Raw genomic sequence first — 13,991 nt, 5'->3', positions numbered from 1 at the left:
GTTTGAGAGGATGCTCTCGTTGGCCCTAAATGAACAATATGTACATACAGGCTCTTTCGATCAACGAGAGTCAATAAAGCACCTTTATGATGTTTACCAATCACCGTGTCACCTTCGAAATCTCCTAAACGTTGTCGTTGATCAATGACCTGGTCTCGGCAGTGAATACTTGTTTTATCAATGATTTGCCCCCTACGATCCGTGTTTTTGTAACCGCGTTTTCGATATTTCTTCTGAAGCCTTAAGTGTAGATAAAGTTTACCGCCTTTTGATTTATCTTGATAAATGTACTGGTAAATCCACTCATGTGAAGGTACATCCAGCCAACCGCGTTGTGTTAAAGCACCTGAAATTTGTTCTGGTGACCAGTCCAAACCAATCAAATAATCAATATAAGCGAAGGCAAATGCTGTCATTGATGATGAAGGACGGTACCGTCTTTGACTTGCAAATTTAGCTGCCTGTTGAGCTCTATATCCACGTTGCCCAGTATTTCTTTTTAATTCACGGTAGATGGTTGATCGTGAACGTCCTAACTCCCGAGCAAGGGTAGCGATTGAACTTTTACTTTTCAAAGTAGCATAAATTTCGTATCTTTCATCTTGAGAAAGTTGGGTGTATTTCTTCATTGTGTGCTTTCCAATTGCGAGTTGAAAAAGTCTAATGATTCTATGAATACACCTAACTTTTTCAACTAACTACAAATGTGTTGCACTTGGGATTTGAATCTGCGAAGAATAAAAAACCCTTAAAAATAATTTAAGGGTTTTAAACTTATATAAATATCAAATATTTAGAAATGTGCTTCTAAACCTAAATATGGGCCTTTAAACTCTAATTGAGTTTCCTGATTGGAATCTTGATTGAGCTTAATATCTAAAATGCGATAACCTGCTTTTAAACCAACATCGACTAAAATGGCATCTATAAAGTTATATTTAATTTCTGCCTGAGCATCACGAACTTCATTGTCGCTATTTTTGGCATAGTTAGCTTCAGCTTTGGCACTTAAACCTGTAAATGGTAATTTGACCGCTGCTTCTGCATACAGCATAGGTAAAGTTTCACTGACGTCTTGTGTCGAAAACAAATTCGATCTTAAGTCGCCTTCAAGTACTTTGGCACCAAATCCAACATCTGCGGCAACAATGTTATCTAAAATTTCATAATATAAAATGAAGTCTGAGTAATCTAAATCTAGTTGATTGATTTTTACACCAGCAGCGCTTTGCTCGCTTTCGGCCTGCAAATTGGCATGTTTAATTTTAGCATTGGGTAAAAATGGTACTGGATGCTCTACTGCTAGACTGAAGGGTAAGGCAAAATCATCATCCAAGTTTGGTGATAACTGAGCCTGATTCCAGTCTGCGCTATATTTCCAATAATCTACGCTGGCTTTTACCCCAATAATATCGGCATGCACCGCTGAACAACTAATTAAACTGCATGCTAAAGCAAAACGTTGTAATGTAAGCATATAAACTCTAGTATTTTGTCATCATCATTTGGGATGAATGGTGTGGTGTTGTATGTTCTCGTGACAAAAAATCATGTGAAATATTGTCCAACTTAGCGCATCATACATTTTCTAGAATCAAAATTCTTGTAAAAAATATAGCTTAATTCGCGCCAAAAATAGAGGATTTCAGTATGCAAAATGTCCATCCACCTGTCGATTATCCGCTCTATCTTGCCAATAAAGCCGTAGAAACAGGGCAATGGTTAGCCGTTCAGCATAAATATTCTCAAAATTTATATGCGCGTGTCGCACTTGCCGATGCGAAAAGTATTGAAAAAGCCATTCGTGCAGCCGTAAAAGCAGAAGCCGAAATGGCAAAGTTACAGCCCTTTCAAAAACAAAAAATTCTGTTGCATTGTGTGCAGCGTTTTCAAAACATGCGTGAAGAATTGGTCGAAATTTTAATTGCCGAAGGTGGAAAGCCACGTTTGGCCGCGATGGCAGAAGTTGAACGTTTAATTAATACCTTCCAAATTGCTGCAGATGCAGTGTCTCAACTAGATGAAGGACGAATTTTACCGTTGGCGGTGACGCCTGCTGCTGCGAATTATCAAGGGATGGTTAAGCATGTACCCATTGGTGCTGTGTCTTTGATCAGCCCTTTTAATTTTCCGTTGAATTTAACTGCACATAAAATTGCGCCCGCGATTGCTGCAGGTTGCCCTTTTGTATTAAAACCTGCCAGCGCCACGCCTATTTCAGCATTGAAAATTGCAGAAGTGTTGGCAGAAACAGATTTACCTAAAGGTGCGTTTTCAGTATTACCTTGTGAGCGTGAACAAGCTGATGTTTTAGTGACAGATGACCGCTTTAAACTGCTCAGTTTTACTGGTTCAGATGTGGTGGGTTGGGATATGAAAGCCCGCGCAGGACGCAAAAAAGTAACGCTAGAGTTGGGCGGCAATGCAGCAGTGATGATTGAACCCGATACTGAATTGAATGATGCATTGATTCATCGCTTAATTGGTGGTGCGTATAATCATGCTGGGCAGGTGTGTATTAGTGTGCAACGTATTTTGGTGCATGCTGACGTATATGCCGAACTGAAAAAGAAACTTGTGAGCCAGCTCAAGAAAATTAAAGCGGCAGATCCTGATTTAGACAGCACTTTGGTCGGGCCAATGATTAAGGAAGCTGAAGCGCAGCGCTTGAAAAAGTGGATTGATAAAGCGGTGAAAAAAGGCGCAAAAATATTGGCAGGTGGCGAGCTGAAAGGTGTGATGTTTGAACCGACTTTATTGGAACAGGTCGATCCAAACTTGGAAGTTTATAAAGATGAAGTTTTTGGCCCTGTTGCCATTTTGGAAAAATATTCATCTTTTGAGCAAGGGATTGCACGTATCAACCAAAGTCGTTTTGGTTTACAGGCGGGTATTTATACACAAAGCTTGGAAAAAATGCTGTATGCATGGGATCAGTTACAAGTTGGTGGGGTGATTATTAATGATATTCCATCGTTCCGTGTGGACAATATGCCTTATGGTGGCGTGAAAGATTCGGGTTTAGGGCGAGAAGGGATTCAATCTGCTATTCGGGATATGCAGGAAGAGCGTTTATTGGTAATTAAGCGTTAAGTATCTGATCTAATGATGCATCGTTATAAATAAAGAGAAAGGATGAGTTAACTCTGAATTTTGAGATGATTGATTACAGCGCTGTGGTTTGGTGAATAATAAGCTACAGCGCTGCTATAATAGATGAAAAGTAAAACAACTCAAATAGCACCAACATTACATTCCAAATAGTTATATGACTTATAACCAAAAAATCAAGTCAAAATGGAGTGGAATTTGAACGTTTGATTAAAAAAATGCATACAAAAAGCATCTTTCTAAGCAGAATTTACAGAAAAATTGTTCAAAAATGAGTATTGTTAAGCCATACAAAAGCGCAATATTGGGCAAAGACTTTAAGCAAGATTTTCCGAATATTTCGCTGTTTGACCTTTAGAATTTGATGCTCAAAAGGTGTGACTCTAAAGCAAACACCCAGATTTTCATTTTTTGCAGGATATTTTTTGCGTGCGCTAAAGTACCGTTATATAAAGTAAATTTAAGCTAATGAAAAAGCAAGTTATTTATATAAAAGGTCAGAATTAAAAAACAAGCAGCAAAAAATAACCTGAAGTTTAGGTGTTCTATGACAGATTCTCGTGAGAGTTGGTCCGCGCGATCAGGCTTTATTATCGCAGCCATTGGTTCTGCGGTCGGGTTGGGCAATATTTGGCGTTTCCCTTATGTTGCATATGAAAATGGCGGCGGCGCATTTTTAATCCCTTATTTAATTGCGATCTTTGCCGCAGGTTTGCCATTGCTGTTTTTGGACTATGCAGTTGGGCATAAATACCGTAAAGCACCACCAACCGCTTATAAAAAGCTCATGAACAGTGAAGCATTGGGCTGGTGGCAGGTGATGGTGACTTTGCTGATTGGTATTTACTATGCCAGCGTATTGTCTTGGGCAGGCAGTTATATGTTCTATTCCATTGGTCAGCAATGGGGAACAGACACTGAAAAATTCTTTTTCACAAGCTACTTACAAAATGGTGAAGGCTTAGCCTTTGGTTTTGTACCAACCTTATTTATTGGTTTAGTCATCGTATGGACGGTGGTGATGTTCATTTTATACGGCGGGGTGAAAAAAGGGGTTGAGCTGTCAAATAAAATCTTTATGCCACTTTTGGTGATTTTATTCTCTATTCTTGTGGTTCAAGCGTTACGTTTACCGGGTGCAGTCGATGGCTTAAATGCCTTCTTTACGCCTAACTGGGAAGCGATGGCGAACTATAAAGTATGGTTAGCTGCCTTTGGTCATATCTTCTTCTCGCTTTCAGTCGGGTTCGGGATTATGTTGACCTACTCATCTTACCTAAAACCTAAAACCAACTTGACTGGTTCAGGCTTGGTGGTTGCACTTGCAAACTCATCTTTTGAAATTTTAGCGGGTATTGGTATTTTTGCTGCGCTTGGTTTCATGGCGTACAGCGCAGGTTCATCGGTAGATGAAGTGGTTTCGGGCGGTATTGGTTTAGCTTTTATTGCATTCCCGAAAATCATTTCAAGCTTGGGTGCAGGTGGCGATTTATTTGGTTTCTTATTCTTCGCCTCATTGACGGTTGCAGGGGTGACCTCAATGGTGAGTATTCTGCAAGTACCCATTGCTGCGTTCCAAGACAAGCTGGGTTGGTCGCGTAAGCGTGCAGTAACCATTATTGCGGGTGGTTCAGCTATTGTTTCAACCATTTTATTCTCTACCCACAGCGCGATTACTTTTGTCGACATCATTGACTACTTTGCCAACAACATTGGTATTGTTGGTGGTGGTTTATTGTCGATCATTTTGGTGACTTGGTTCCGTCGTCCATTGCTCAAAGAGTTACAGCAACACGTTAACCAATACTCAAGCATTAAATTGGGTTGGGGCTGGAATTTCCTGTTAACCATCGTGACGCCGCTTTCATTGCTCGTGGCTTTAGGTTTAACCCTTAAATCTATTTTTGCAGAAGGCTATGGTGGTTATCCATTACACATTTTACTCACCGTGGGTGGTGGTACCGTGGTGCTCTTTATTATTGGCGCGGTATTGCTTAGCCGCTTAAAAGATCACGACGCAGCGGAGAAATAAGATGAATACATCTGCATTGGTGATGTTGATTATTTCAACAGTGGTACTTTGGGGTGGTTTGGTTTTGGCGATGATTCACCTGATCAAAAACCCAGATGAACTCGAAGACTAAGCATTTTGCTGAAACGGGTGCGATGCTGTAAAGCATTGCACTGGCTAACTAAAATAACCCTTGATTGATTCAAGGGTTATTTTTTTGGAAAGGCTATTAAATGAGAAGAATCGTTAAAACAGAAATAGCTTAGGCGGTTTTTTCAATACGACAATAATAAAAACCATCCCCGCGTCCTTGTTGCGGCAATAATTGGCGCCCATACAGTTGTGGAATGCCCCAATCTGCCTCAATTTTGACTTCTTTGGCATTTTGATGTTCGGAAAAGAATTGCTGCATTTGCTGTTCATTTTCGGCTTTTAAAACCGAGCAGGTAATGTAAAGCAAGGTGCCACCAACTTTGAGCTGTTGCCACATCTGCTGCAAAATCTGTTGCTGTAATACCACCGTCTGCTGAATATCGCTAGATTGACGCAGCAAACGAATATCTGGATGACGACGCAAGACTCCAATTGCAGAACATGGTGCATCCAATACAATACAGTCTACTGCTTCACTGGCATTCCATGTGGTTGCATCGGCAGCCAAAATTTCGACTTGCGCTTCTTGATTCAGTTGCAGACGTTCTAGGTTTTCGCTGACACGTAACAGACGTTTGGCATCCTGATCTAAGGCAATCAATTTTTTAGGCTGAAATTTTTCAAGCAGATGCGCTGTTTTACCACCGGGTGCTGCGCAGGCATCGACTACCACTTTGCCATCTAAATTTGGCAAGAGCGTTGCACACAGTTGGGCATGTTCGTCCTGTACGGAAAATACGCCTTCATCAAAACCAGGCAAGTCTGGAATGTGCACATTTTGCAGCATCACAATACCGACTTCAGACACGGTGCAAGCTTCTGCAGCAATCTCTTGTTCCTGCAAAATTTCTAAATAGTCATCGCGGCTGATTTGGCGTGTATTGACTCTTAAAGTCAGAGGCGCGGTTTGCTTTAAAGTTTGCGTCAGTTGTTCTTGTTGTTCAGGCCAATCTTTTTTCAGACGTTTATACAACCAACTTGGCAAACCATGTGCCTGCGCCAAAGCCTTTTGAAATTCCGATGTTTCACGTGAAACACGACGCAGAATTGCATTCACTACACCGCTGAGTGCTTGATAGCCCAATTGTTTGGCTGCAGTTACGGTTTCGGAAATTGCAGCATGATTGGCTACACGGGTGCAAAGCACTTGATATAAACCAACATATAAACAGGTTTCAATGGTTTCATTATTGAGTGGTTTTACCAACAGCGGCAAAGTAATGCTTTTTAGGGCATACCATTGTCGCAAGGTGCCCAAAACCAGCTCATGAAACAAGGCGCGGTCTCGTTCTGCGACTTTACTTAAATGTGCAGGTAAAACATTCGCCAATGACTGCCCTTGTTGTACAGCCAATAGCGTACGGATGACTTGGGCACGCAAGTTCAAATGTGAGTTGCCTGATTCAGAATGGCTCATGCGAGAACTTGTCCTGTTTGAAGTTTTTGAGTTTGAATGATTTGCACAGGATTCAGGGGTTTAGCGCCTGGCCATTGCAACGAGCTTAAGCATACCGCTTGTTGATCGCCACAAGCGACGTGTACGCCTTGTTTGTCTAGTTTTAAAATTGTACCCGCAGCTTTGCCTTGTGCAGATTCATCCGATAATGCTGAACCCCAGACGCGCAAGTTTTGAGTGTCATCTAAAGGGATAAACGCCACAGGCCACGGATTAAAGGCACGGATATTACGGTCAATTTCGGCTGCAGTTTGTGACCAGTTAATTTGCGCTTCGGCTTTGGTCAATTTGTCTGCGTAGACCGTCAAGGCTTCATCTTGCACTTCACGCGCAGCCAAATAGTCTTGCAATTTTTGCTCTGAAGCCAGTACTTCGACAATTGCTTCGGCACCTTGCTGCGCCAGTTTATCATGTAAAGTAGCAGAGGTGTCTGTGGCAGTAATTGGGCATAGGGTTTTATACATCATATCGCCTGTATCTAAGCCTGCAGCCATTTTCATAATGGTAATGCCTGTTTCGGTATCACCTGTGGCAATAGCACGCTGAATCGGCGCTGCACCACGCCAACGTGGTAGTAAAGAACCGTGAATATTCAAGCAGCCATATTTTGGAGTATCTAAAACCACTTGCGGCAAAATTAAACCATAGGCAGCAACCACCATCACATCGGCATTCAATGCAGCCAATTCTTGTTGAGCCGCCAGACCTTCTTCAGTAGATGATTTAAAATGTAAAGGTTGATAGACAGGAAGATCGTGTTGTAGTGCCAATTGCTTCACCGCAGATGCTGTGAGTTTTTGTCCGCGTCCTGCTTTACGGTCAGGCTGGGTGTAAACCGCGACAATCTCATGTTCGGTGTTCAGGAGTGCTGCCAAAGCGCTTGCAGCAAATTCAGGCGTACCTGCAAAAACGATTTTCAATGGAAATCAACCCATAGTTTTAGATGACGCGGCAATTATAACAAATTGCGGCTCAAAGGTCGGAACGGGTTGTAACAAATCCACCTTGTCGCTGTGCTATAAATTATTATGATAAAAATTAGTAATGCAAAATTTAAAAATTATTCATGAAAGTTTTGTATTGCATTCAGTATGATCAACAAGGTGCTGTGGGTTCTCGTCACTTTTTATCCATCATAAAGTTGGTAAAGCAGCAGCCTTACTACCTCAAGCTGTAGTAAAATAGAAAGACTCTTAAACTATTTTGCAGTGATACAGATCTTGCAAACAGTATTATTTCGCCAGAATGAATTTCAGATTCATTTCAGCACAACCAAGTTGGAACTTTATAATGCCTGACTATCGTTCAAAAACATCGACACACGGAAGAAATATGGCGGGTGCACGCGGCTTATGGCGTGCAACGGGTATGAAAGACGAAGATTTCGGTAAGCCGATTATTGCGGTGGTCAACTCATTTACCCAATTTGTACCTGGCCATGTGCATTTAAAAGACCTCGGTCAAATGGTGGCAGAGCAAATTCAGGCGGCAGGTGGTGTTGCCAAAGAATTTAACACCATTGCTGTAGATGACGGGATTGCCATGGGTCATGACGGCATGTTGTATTCATTGCCATCGCGTGACTTGATTGCCGACTCGGTAGAATACATGGTCAGCGCACACTGCGCCGATGCAATGGTGTGTATATCCAACTGTGACAAAATCACACCAGGGATGCTGATGGCTGCTATGCGTCTGAACATTCCAGTGGTGTTTGTGTCTGGCGGCCCAATGGAAGCAGGTAAAGTCAAAATTCGTGGCAATGAACACGCGATTGACTTGATTGACGCGATGATTGTGGCGGCAGATGACAACTATACGGATGAAGAAGTTGCTGAATATGAGCGTTCTGCATGTCCAACTTGTGGTTCATGCTCAGGGATGTTCACTGCAAACTCAATGAACTGCTTAACAGAAGCTCTAGGTTTATCTTTACCGGGCAACGGTTCAATTGTAGCAACTCACGCCAACCGTAAAAAACTGTTTGATAAAGCAGGTCAGTTGATTGTGGAATTGGCCAAACGCCATTATGAACAAGACGATTACAGCGTATTGCCACGTTCAATTGCAACCAAAGCATCTTATGAAAATGCTATGACGTTGGACATTGCCATGGGCGGTTCAACCAACACCGTACTGCACTTGTTGGCGGCTGCCAATGAGGCAGGTGTGGATTTCACCATGGATGACATTGACCGTTTATCACGTAAAGTGCCTGTACTATGTAAAGTAGCGCCTGCAAAACAAGATGTTCACATGGAAGATGTACACCGTGCGGGTGGCATTATGTCTATTTTAGGCGAGCTGGATCGCGCAGGTTTATTGGACACTTCAGTAGGCACAGTTCACGAAGCGACTTTAAAAGATGCTTTGGATAAATGGGACATCATCCGTACCGAAAATGAAGACGTTTACCAGTTCTTCCGTTCTGCACCGGGCGGCGTACCCACCCAAACAGCATTCTCACAAGACCGTTACTATTCACGTTTAGATGGTGACCGTGACAATGGTGTGATTCGTAATGCAGAACACGCTTTCTCTAAAGATGGTGGTTTGGCGGTACTTTACGGCAATATTGCTTTAGATGGCTGTATTGTAAAAACTGCAGGGGTGGATGATTCTATTTTGAAATTCAACGGCACAGCACGTGTTTTTGAAAGTCAGGATGCTGCTGTAGACGCGATTTTGGGCGGTAAAATTACAGCGGGTGATGTGGTGGTGATTCGCTACGAAGGCCCACGTGGTGGCCCAGGTATGCAAGAAATGCTCTATCCAACCAGCTATTTGAAATCGAAAGGTTTAGGTAAAGAATGTGCATTACTGACTGATGGTCGTTTCTCGGGCGGTTCTTCAGGTCTTTCAATTGGTCACGTTTCTCCAGAAGCGGCTGAAGGTGGCGCGATTGGTCTGGTTGAAGATGGTGACCGTATCGAAATTGATATTCCAAACCGCAGCATTCACTTGGCGGTAGATGACGCAACCATGGCGGCACGTCGTGAAGCGCAAGAAGCTAAAGGCTGGCATCCTGCAGAAGAACGTCCACGTAAAATTTCTAAAGCGTTGAAAGCCTATGCCATGCACACTACCAGTGCGGCAAAAGGTGCGGTACGTGAAATCTAAGCAGTACTTAGCAATTTAAGCTGCCACAAAAAGCACTCCAAAATTGGGGTGCTTTTTTTATGAGCCTGTTATGAGCAACGTCAGTAGTGCAACAAATTTGAGCAATGAAATTAGACAGGCATTTTCGTTTACATCCTACCTGCTTTCGATACAATGAAAAATAAAATAAATCGTCATAATGAACACGACATTTCACCCATCTCGCTAAGGAATCAGCCATGAGTAAACAGAATATCCGCGAACATTCAGCCGAAGTCTATGAAGGCATTGAAAATGCACCTGCACGCTCCATGATGCGTGCGGTGGGTTTTAAGGATGAAGATTTTACTCGTCCATTTATTGGCATTGCATCGACTTGGGCCAATGTCACACCATGTAATATGCATATTGATGGCTTGGCGCGTGAAGCAGAAACAGGCGTGAATCAGGCGGGTGGTAAAGGCATTATTTTCAATACCATCACCATTTCAGACGGGATTTCAAACGGCACTGAGGGTATGAAATATTCACTGGTTTCACGTGAAATCATTGCCGATTCAATTGAAGCTGTGGTGGGCTGTCAGGCCTATGATGGTGTGATTGCAATTGGTGGCTGCGATAAAAACATGCCGGGCTGCATTATGGGACTGGCGCGTTTAAACCGTCCGGGCTTGTTTGTTTATGGCGGCACTATTAAACCGGGTGCAGGACATACCGATATTATTTCGGTGTTTGAAGCCGTGGGTCAGCATGCCAAAGGTGAAATTAACGAAATTCAGGTCAAACAAATTGAAGAAGTGGCTTTGCCAGGTGCAGGCTCTTGTGGTGGCATGTACACCGCCAACTCTATGGCATCGGCCATTGAAGCATTGGGCATGAGTTTGCCGGGGTCTTCAGCACAAGAAGCTGTTTCTCAAGATAAAATGGATGACTGCCAACGCGCAGGCGAAGCGGTCATGAATCTGTTACGTCTGGATATTAAACCACGTGACATTATGACCAAATCTGCCTTTGAAAATGCCATTAAAGTATTGATTGCTTTGGGTGGATCGACCAATGGTGTGTTGCATTTGATTGCCATGGCACATTCTGCAGGGGTTGAACTCACACTGGATGATTTCGTGCGTATTGGTCAGGAAACCCCAGTGGTGGCCGATGTACGTCCATCGGGCAAGTATTTAATGTCGGAGCTGATTGCCATTGGCGGCATTCAACCGTTGATGAAACGCATGCTAGATGCAGGCATGCTTGATGGTTCTTGCTTAACGGTTACAGGTAAAACTTTGGCAGAAAACTTGGCCGATGTTGCCGATTATCCTGAAGGTCAGCAAATTATTTTACCGTTTGATGCACCAATCAAAAAAGATTCGCACTTGGTGGTTTTAAAAGGCAACTTATCACCTACGGGCGCAGTGGCAAAAATTACAGGCAAAGAAGGCTTGTATTTTGAAGGCCCTGCACGCGTTTTTGAAGGTGAAATTGGCGCGATGCGCGGCATTTTAGATGGTGAAGTGCAAGAAGGTGAAGTGGTGGTGATTCGTGGTGAAGGCCCTAAAGGTGGCCCGGGTATGCCAGAAATGCTGAAACCAACTTCTGCAATTATTGGCAAAGGTTTGGGTAATTCAGTCGCGTTAATTACCGATGGACGTTTTTCGGGTGGCAGTCACGGTTTTGTGATTGGGCATGTGACCCCAGAAGCGTATGAAGGCGGGCCAATTGGTCTGGTGAAAAATGGCGATAAAATTTCGATTAATGCCGAAACCCGTGAAATGACTTGGCATGTGTCGGAAGAGGAAATGGCAGCACGTAAAGCGGCATGGGTCAAACCAAAGCCAAACTATACCCATGGTGCATTGGCGAAATTTGCTAAATTGGCATCGGGCGCAGAAAAAGGTGCAGTGACTGATCTGAATTTAGAGGTCTAATTGATCATTTTTATATGAATTGATATAAATCCTTGTGTACTATTGAAGGACGAGCGCACATGATTTGCATGTGGCTTGTCCCCAAACCACAAGGATTTTCTTTTTAGAGGCTGATCTCATGTCACTGTTACGCCGTTGGTTCGATCCGATCAGATCGAGTTGGTTTTATCAAAAACCATCTCGGCAAGCGGTGTTGCCCACGGAACACGGACTGAGTGTGTATTTACGTCTAGATGATGTATATAGCTATTTGGCGGTACAGCAGTTGCCGCAATTAGAAGATATTCTGGCCGATGAATTAAAACCTTTAACCGTGGTGATTTCGCGGCAAAGTGGCGATGCACCGAATCAAATGTCGGCTGCAGAATGGCAAAATTATTGTATTCAGGATGCACAAATTCTTGCCAAACAACATCGGTTTAGTTTTCACGATACCCCTGAATCACCGACTGCAGAAGCCTTAATGCAGGCAGAAACCATTTTGCGGCATACGCCGTTACGTGGTCAGGATTTTTTGTATTTACTCGAAGATGTGTTCCACATGCTGTGGCAAAAGCAGTCGGGTAAATTACGCACTTTATATGCCATGTCCAGCCGTCATCATCAAATTCAGGATTTTCCTGAACGGGTTTTTGATGATGCACCTGTATTGGCCAGTTATTTTGAGTTTGGTGGACGTAAATATCATGCGGTCGATGATTTATTGCGTTTGACACGCCGTTTAAAACAACAAAAATTACTCACCGATAATCCTATTTTCTTGATCAATCACATTGAATGGCGAGAACATTTAATTAGTGATGCCGAAGAACTCAATGAAATTCAGGCACTCGACCCTGAACTGGATTTGTATATTGCACTGGAAGACCCGATTTCTTGGTTGTTATTGGCGTATATCAAAGAAGAATTAGCTGCCTATTACAATATCCATTTGAATGTGTATCCCTTGTCTTATCATGGACGCGACTGGTTTGACTGGAGTTTGGCAACACGTTTATCTAAACGTACTGATGTTGCGTTTACGCCGTTTTGCCGCCCGACTGAGCAGGCGACTTATCAAATGGCACAACTGTATTACAGTGCGCCTGAAGAACAGCGTGTGGATGCCATGTATCGCATTTTGCAGGCGGTATGGACGAGGGGACAGGATTTATCCTTTAAAGCGCATTTTGAGCGTATGCAGCGTGAACTGGAGTTAGATCAACTGACCACAGCCGATGTGACCGAGTTGCTCAAAGAAAACGATATGCTGTGTGAAATGAAATCTCAGCCCGATTTTCCTGTGTTGGAATTGCGCATAGATGGGCAAAGCTACGTGTTTAACAGCTTATATCGGGTGTGGATGATTGAAAGTATTTTCAGTAATGTGTTAGAAGAAAAGTATAAGAGTGAAAACGAAACCCAAACTGAAAGTGTAGCCCAAGCCCATGAACAATGAAAAAGTAAACTCATTACAACAAGCACGTGACAAAATAGACCAAATTGATGTGGCTTTAATTGAACTGATTGCATCGCGTCAGTTTTATGTCGATCAGGCCATGCGCCATAAACAGACTGTGGAAGATGTACAGTCACCGCAGCGCGTGAAAGAAGTGATTGAAAAAGTCCGTACTTTGGCTGTGCAACATGCAGTCGATCCTGACATGGTCGAGCGTTTGTATCACGATATGATTCAGCATTTTATTCAGCGTGAATTAAAAGAATTCCGTCCTTAATTGATCTATCCCTAAGTTTGGGCGATGCTTCAAACGCAGCCCAAACTTTGCGTTTTTGCGGTAAAACCGCGTATTTATATGCCATCTTGGTATTCAAAGCATAATTTTTAAAAATAATTTGCTTATTTTTTCTGCAGGTGGTTTTAAGCGAAAAGCCTTGCCTGTCTTGGCTTTGCTGGGTTTTTAAAAAGTATTGGTAAAAAAAAGAATATGATTTTATTACATTTTTTAACATTGTAAGTTTGCTTTATTTTAAAAAGTATATATATTGTATATACATCTTTTGCAAAGCAGTCTTTATTTTGGAGAGATCAGCAATGAACGAGCAAATCAAAAAAATAAAGACAGGCAAGAAAGATGGACAACTTTTAATTCGTATTAATAGTACTGAACGTGATGAATTTATTCGTTTATGTGAAGAACTTGATACTAGTGCTGCTCGTGAATTAAGAAAATTTATTCGTAGTTTTGTGAAACAACACAATGGCAACGAATAGCCTTACTAAGGAGTAATACCATGG

Annotated in this window: 13 protein-coding genes; 8 read left to right on the top strand and 5 right to left on the bottom strand. The window is 42.5% G+C overall.

Going from position 1 to position 13,991, the window contains the following annotated elements; translation table 11 throughout:
- Together F947_RS01240 and F947_RS01235 are read right to left on the bottom strand one after the other, a co-directional pair.
- The coding region (locus F947_RS01240) for an IS30 family transposase (protein ID WP_004970380.1) at window positions 1-629 on the bottom strand (629 nt) is incomplete at its 3' end.
- Window positions 630-793: 164 nt separating this feature from the next.
- Window positions 794-1,477: a TIGR04219 family outer membrane beta-barrel protein gene (locus F947_RS01235; RefSeq protein WP_004970377.1), complete on the bottom strand. Its 684-nt coding sequence runs from the start codon at window positions 1,475-1,477 to the stop codon at window positions 794-796.
- Between the two features lie 173 nt (window positions 1,478-1,650).
- Between F947_RS01235 and F947_RS01230 the strand changes: the two genes are divergently transcribed.
- The 3 genes from F947_RS01230 (at window position 1,651) to F947_RS14140 (ending at window position 5,255) form a co-directional block, all read left to right on the top strand.
- Complete coding sequence (locus F947_RS01230; protein ID WP_004970374.1) at window positions 1,651-3,093, top strand: aldehyde dehydrogenase family protein; 1,443 nt, start codon at window positions 1,651-1,653, stop codon at window positions 3,091-3,093.
- A 565-nt stretch (window positions 3,094-3,658) separates the two neighbouring features.
- Entirely contained in the window at window positions 3,659-5,143 is a 1,485-nt protein-coding gene (locus F947_RS01225; RefSeq protein ID WP_004970372.1) for a sodium-dependent transporter, read from the top strand.
- Between the two features lies 1 nt (window position 5,144).
- Window positions 5,145-5,255 carry a methionine/alanine import family NSS transporter small subunit gene (locus F947_RS14140; RefSeq protein WP_004970370.1) on the top strand — a complete coding sequence of 37 codons (111 nt, stop codon included), beginning with the start codon at window positions 5,145-5,147 and terminating at the stop codon, window positions 5,253-5,255.
- A gap of 129 nt (window positions 5,256-5,384) precedes the next feature.
- Here F947_RS14140 and rsmB read toward each other — a convergent pair whose 3' ends face one another.
- Together rsmB and fmt are read right to left on the bottom strand one after the other, a co-directional pair.
- A complete protein-coding gene (rsmB, locus tag F947_RS01220) occupies window positions 5,385-6,692 on the bottom strand; it encodes a 16S rRNA (cytosine(967)-C(5))-methyltransferase RsmB (RefSeq protein ID WP_004970368.1) in 1,308 nt (435 codons plus the stop codon).
- Window positions 6,689-7,651, bottom strand: coding sequence for a methionyl-tRNA formyltransferase (gene fmt / locus F947_RS01215; protein WP_004970366.1), 963 nt, complete (start codon window positions 7,649-7,651; stop codon window positions 6,689-6,691). Before fmt ends, rsmB begins: the two co-directional genes overlap by 4 nt.
- 370 nt (window positions 7,652-8,021) lie before the next feature.
- On the opposite strand from fmt, the gene ilvD (F947_RS01210) reads away from it, so the two are divergent.
- The 4 genes from ilvD (F947_RS01210) (at window position 8,022) to F947_RS01195 (ending at window position 13,470) form a co-directional block, all read left to right on the top strand.
- On the top strand, window positions 8,022-9,851 hold the full coding sequence (gene ilvD, locus F947_RS01210; RefSeq protein ID WP_019837334.1) for a dihydroxy-acid dehydratase: 1,830 nt from the start codon (window positions 8,022-8,024) through the stop codon (window positions 9,849-9,851).
- Window positions 9,852-10,069: 218 nt separating this feature from the next.
- On the top strand, window positions 10,070-11,755 hold the full coding sequence (gene ilvD, locus F947_RS01205; RefSeq protein ID WP_004970362.1) for a dihydroxy-acid dehydratase: 1,686 nt from the start codon (window positions 10,070-10,072) through the stop codon (window positions 11,753-11,755).
- A 118-nt stretch (window positions 11,756-11,873) separates the two neighbouring features.
- Window positions 11,874-13,193 carry a hypothetical protein gene (locus F947_RS01200; RefSeq protein WP_004970360.1) on the top strand — a complete coding sequence of 440 codons (1,320 nt, stop codon included), beginning with the start codon at window positions 11,874-11,876 and terminating at the stop codon, window positions 13,191-13,193.
- On the top strand, window positions 13,183-13,470 hold the full coding sequence (locus F947_RS01195; RefSeq protein ID WP_004970358.1) for a chorismate mutase: 288 nt from the start codon (window positions 13,183-13,185) through the stop codon (window positions 13,468-13,470). The genes F947_RS01200 and F947_RS01195 overlap by 11 nt, the downstream gene beginning before the upstream one ends.
- Here F947_RS01195 and F947_RS01190 read toward each other — a convergent pair.
- On the bottom strand, window positions 13,436-13,705 hold the full coding sequence (locus F947_RS01190; RefSeq protein WP_026438410.1) for a hypothetical protein: 270 nt from the start codon (window positions 13,703-13,705) through the stop codon (window positions 13,436-13,438). The two genes, F947_RS01195 and F947_RS01190, sit on opposite strands and share 35 nt — an antisense overlap.
- An 82-nt stretch (window positions 13,706-13,787) precedes the next feature.
- On the opposite strand from F947_RS01190, the gene F947_RS01185 reads away from it, so the two are divergent.
- The gene (locus tag F947_RS01185; protein ID WP_004970356.1) at window positions 13,788-13,967 is read left to right on the top strand and encodes a hypothetical protein; all 180 of its coding nucleotides are present in this window, start codon (window positions 13,788-13,790) and stop codon (window positions 13,965-13,967) included.
- Window positions 13,968-13,991: the final 24 nt, after the last annotated feature.

Source organism: Acinetobacter towneri DSM 14962 = CIP 107472 (assembly GCF_000368785.1).
Taxonomy (GTDB): domain Bacteria; phylum Pseudomonadota; class Gammaproteobacteria; order Pseudomonadales; family Moraxellaceae; genus Acinetobacter; species Acinetobacter towneri.
Note: the sequence above shows the minus strand (reverse complement) of the source record. Positions and strands in the feature narration are given on the sequence as shown.

Coding starts and splice junctions, on each gene's coding strand:
- F947_RS01185 (WP_004970356.1), top strand. CDS start 13,788: ATGAACGAGCAAATCAAAAAAATAAAGACAGGCAAGAAAGATGGACAA.
- rsmB (WP_004970368.1), bottom strand. CDS start 6,692: ATGAGCCATTCTGAATCAGGCAACTCACATTTGAACTTGCGTGCCCAA.
- ilvD (WP_004970362.1), top strand. CDS start 10,070: ATGAGTAAACAGAATATCCGCGAACATTCAGCCGAAGTCTATGAAGGC.
- F947_RS01225 (WP_004970372.1), top strand. CDS start 3,659: ATGACAGATTCTCGTGAGAGTTGGTCCGCGCGATCAGGCTTTATTATC.
- F947_RS01200 (WP_004970360.1), top strand. CDS start 11,874: ATGTCACTGTTACGCCGTTGGTTCGATCCGATCAGATCGAGTTGGTTT.
- F947_RS14140 (WP_004970370.1), top strand. CDS start 5,145: ATGAATACATCTGCATTGGTGATGTTGATTATTTCAACAGTGGTACTT.
- F947_RS01230 (WP_004970374.1), top strand. CDS start 1,651: ATGCAAAATGTCCATCCACCTGTCGATTATCCGCTCTATCTTGCCAAT.
- F947_RS01190 (WP_026438410.1), bottom strand. CDS start 13,705: ATGTTAAAAAATGTAATAAAATCATATTCTTTTTTTTACCAATACTTT.
- F947_RS01235 (WP_004970377.1), bottom strand. CDS start 1,477: ATGCTTACATTACAACGTTTTGCTTTAGCATGCAGTTTAATTAGTTGT.
- F947_RS01195 (WP_004970358.1), top strand. CDS start 13,183: ATGAACAATGAAAAAGTAAACTCATTACAACAAGCACGTGACAAAATA.
- ilvD (WP_019837334.1), top strand. CDS start 8,022: ATGCCTGACTATCGTTCAAAAACATCGACACACGGAAGAAATATGGCG.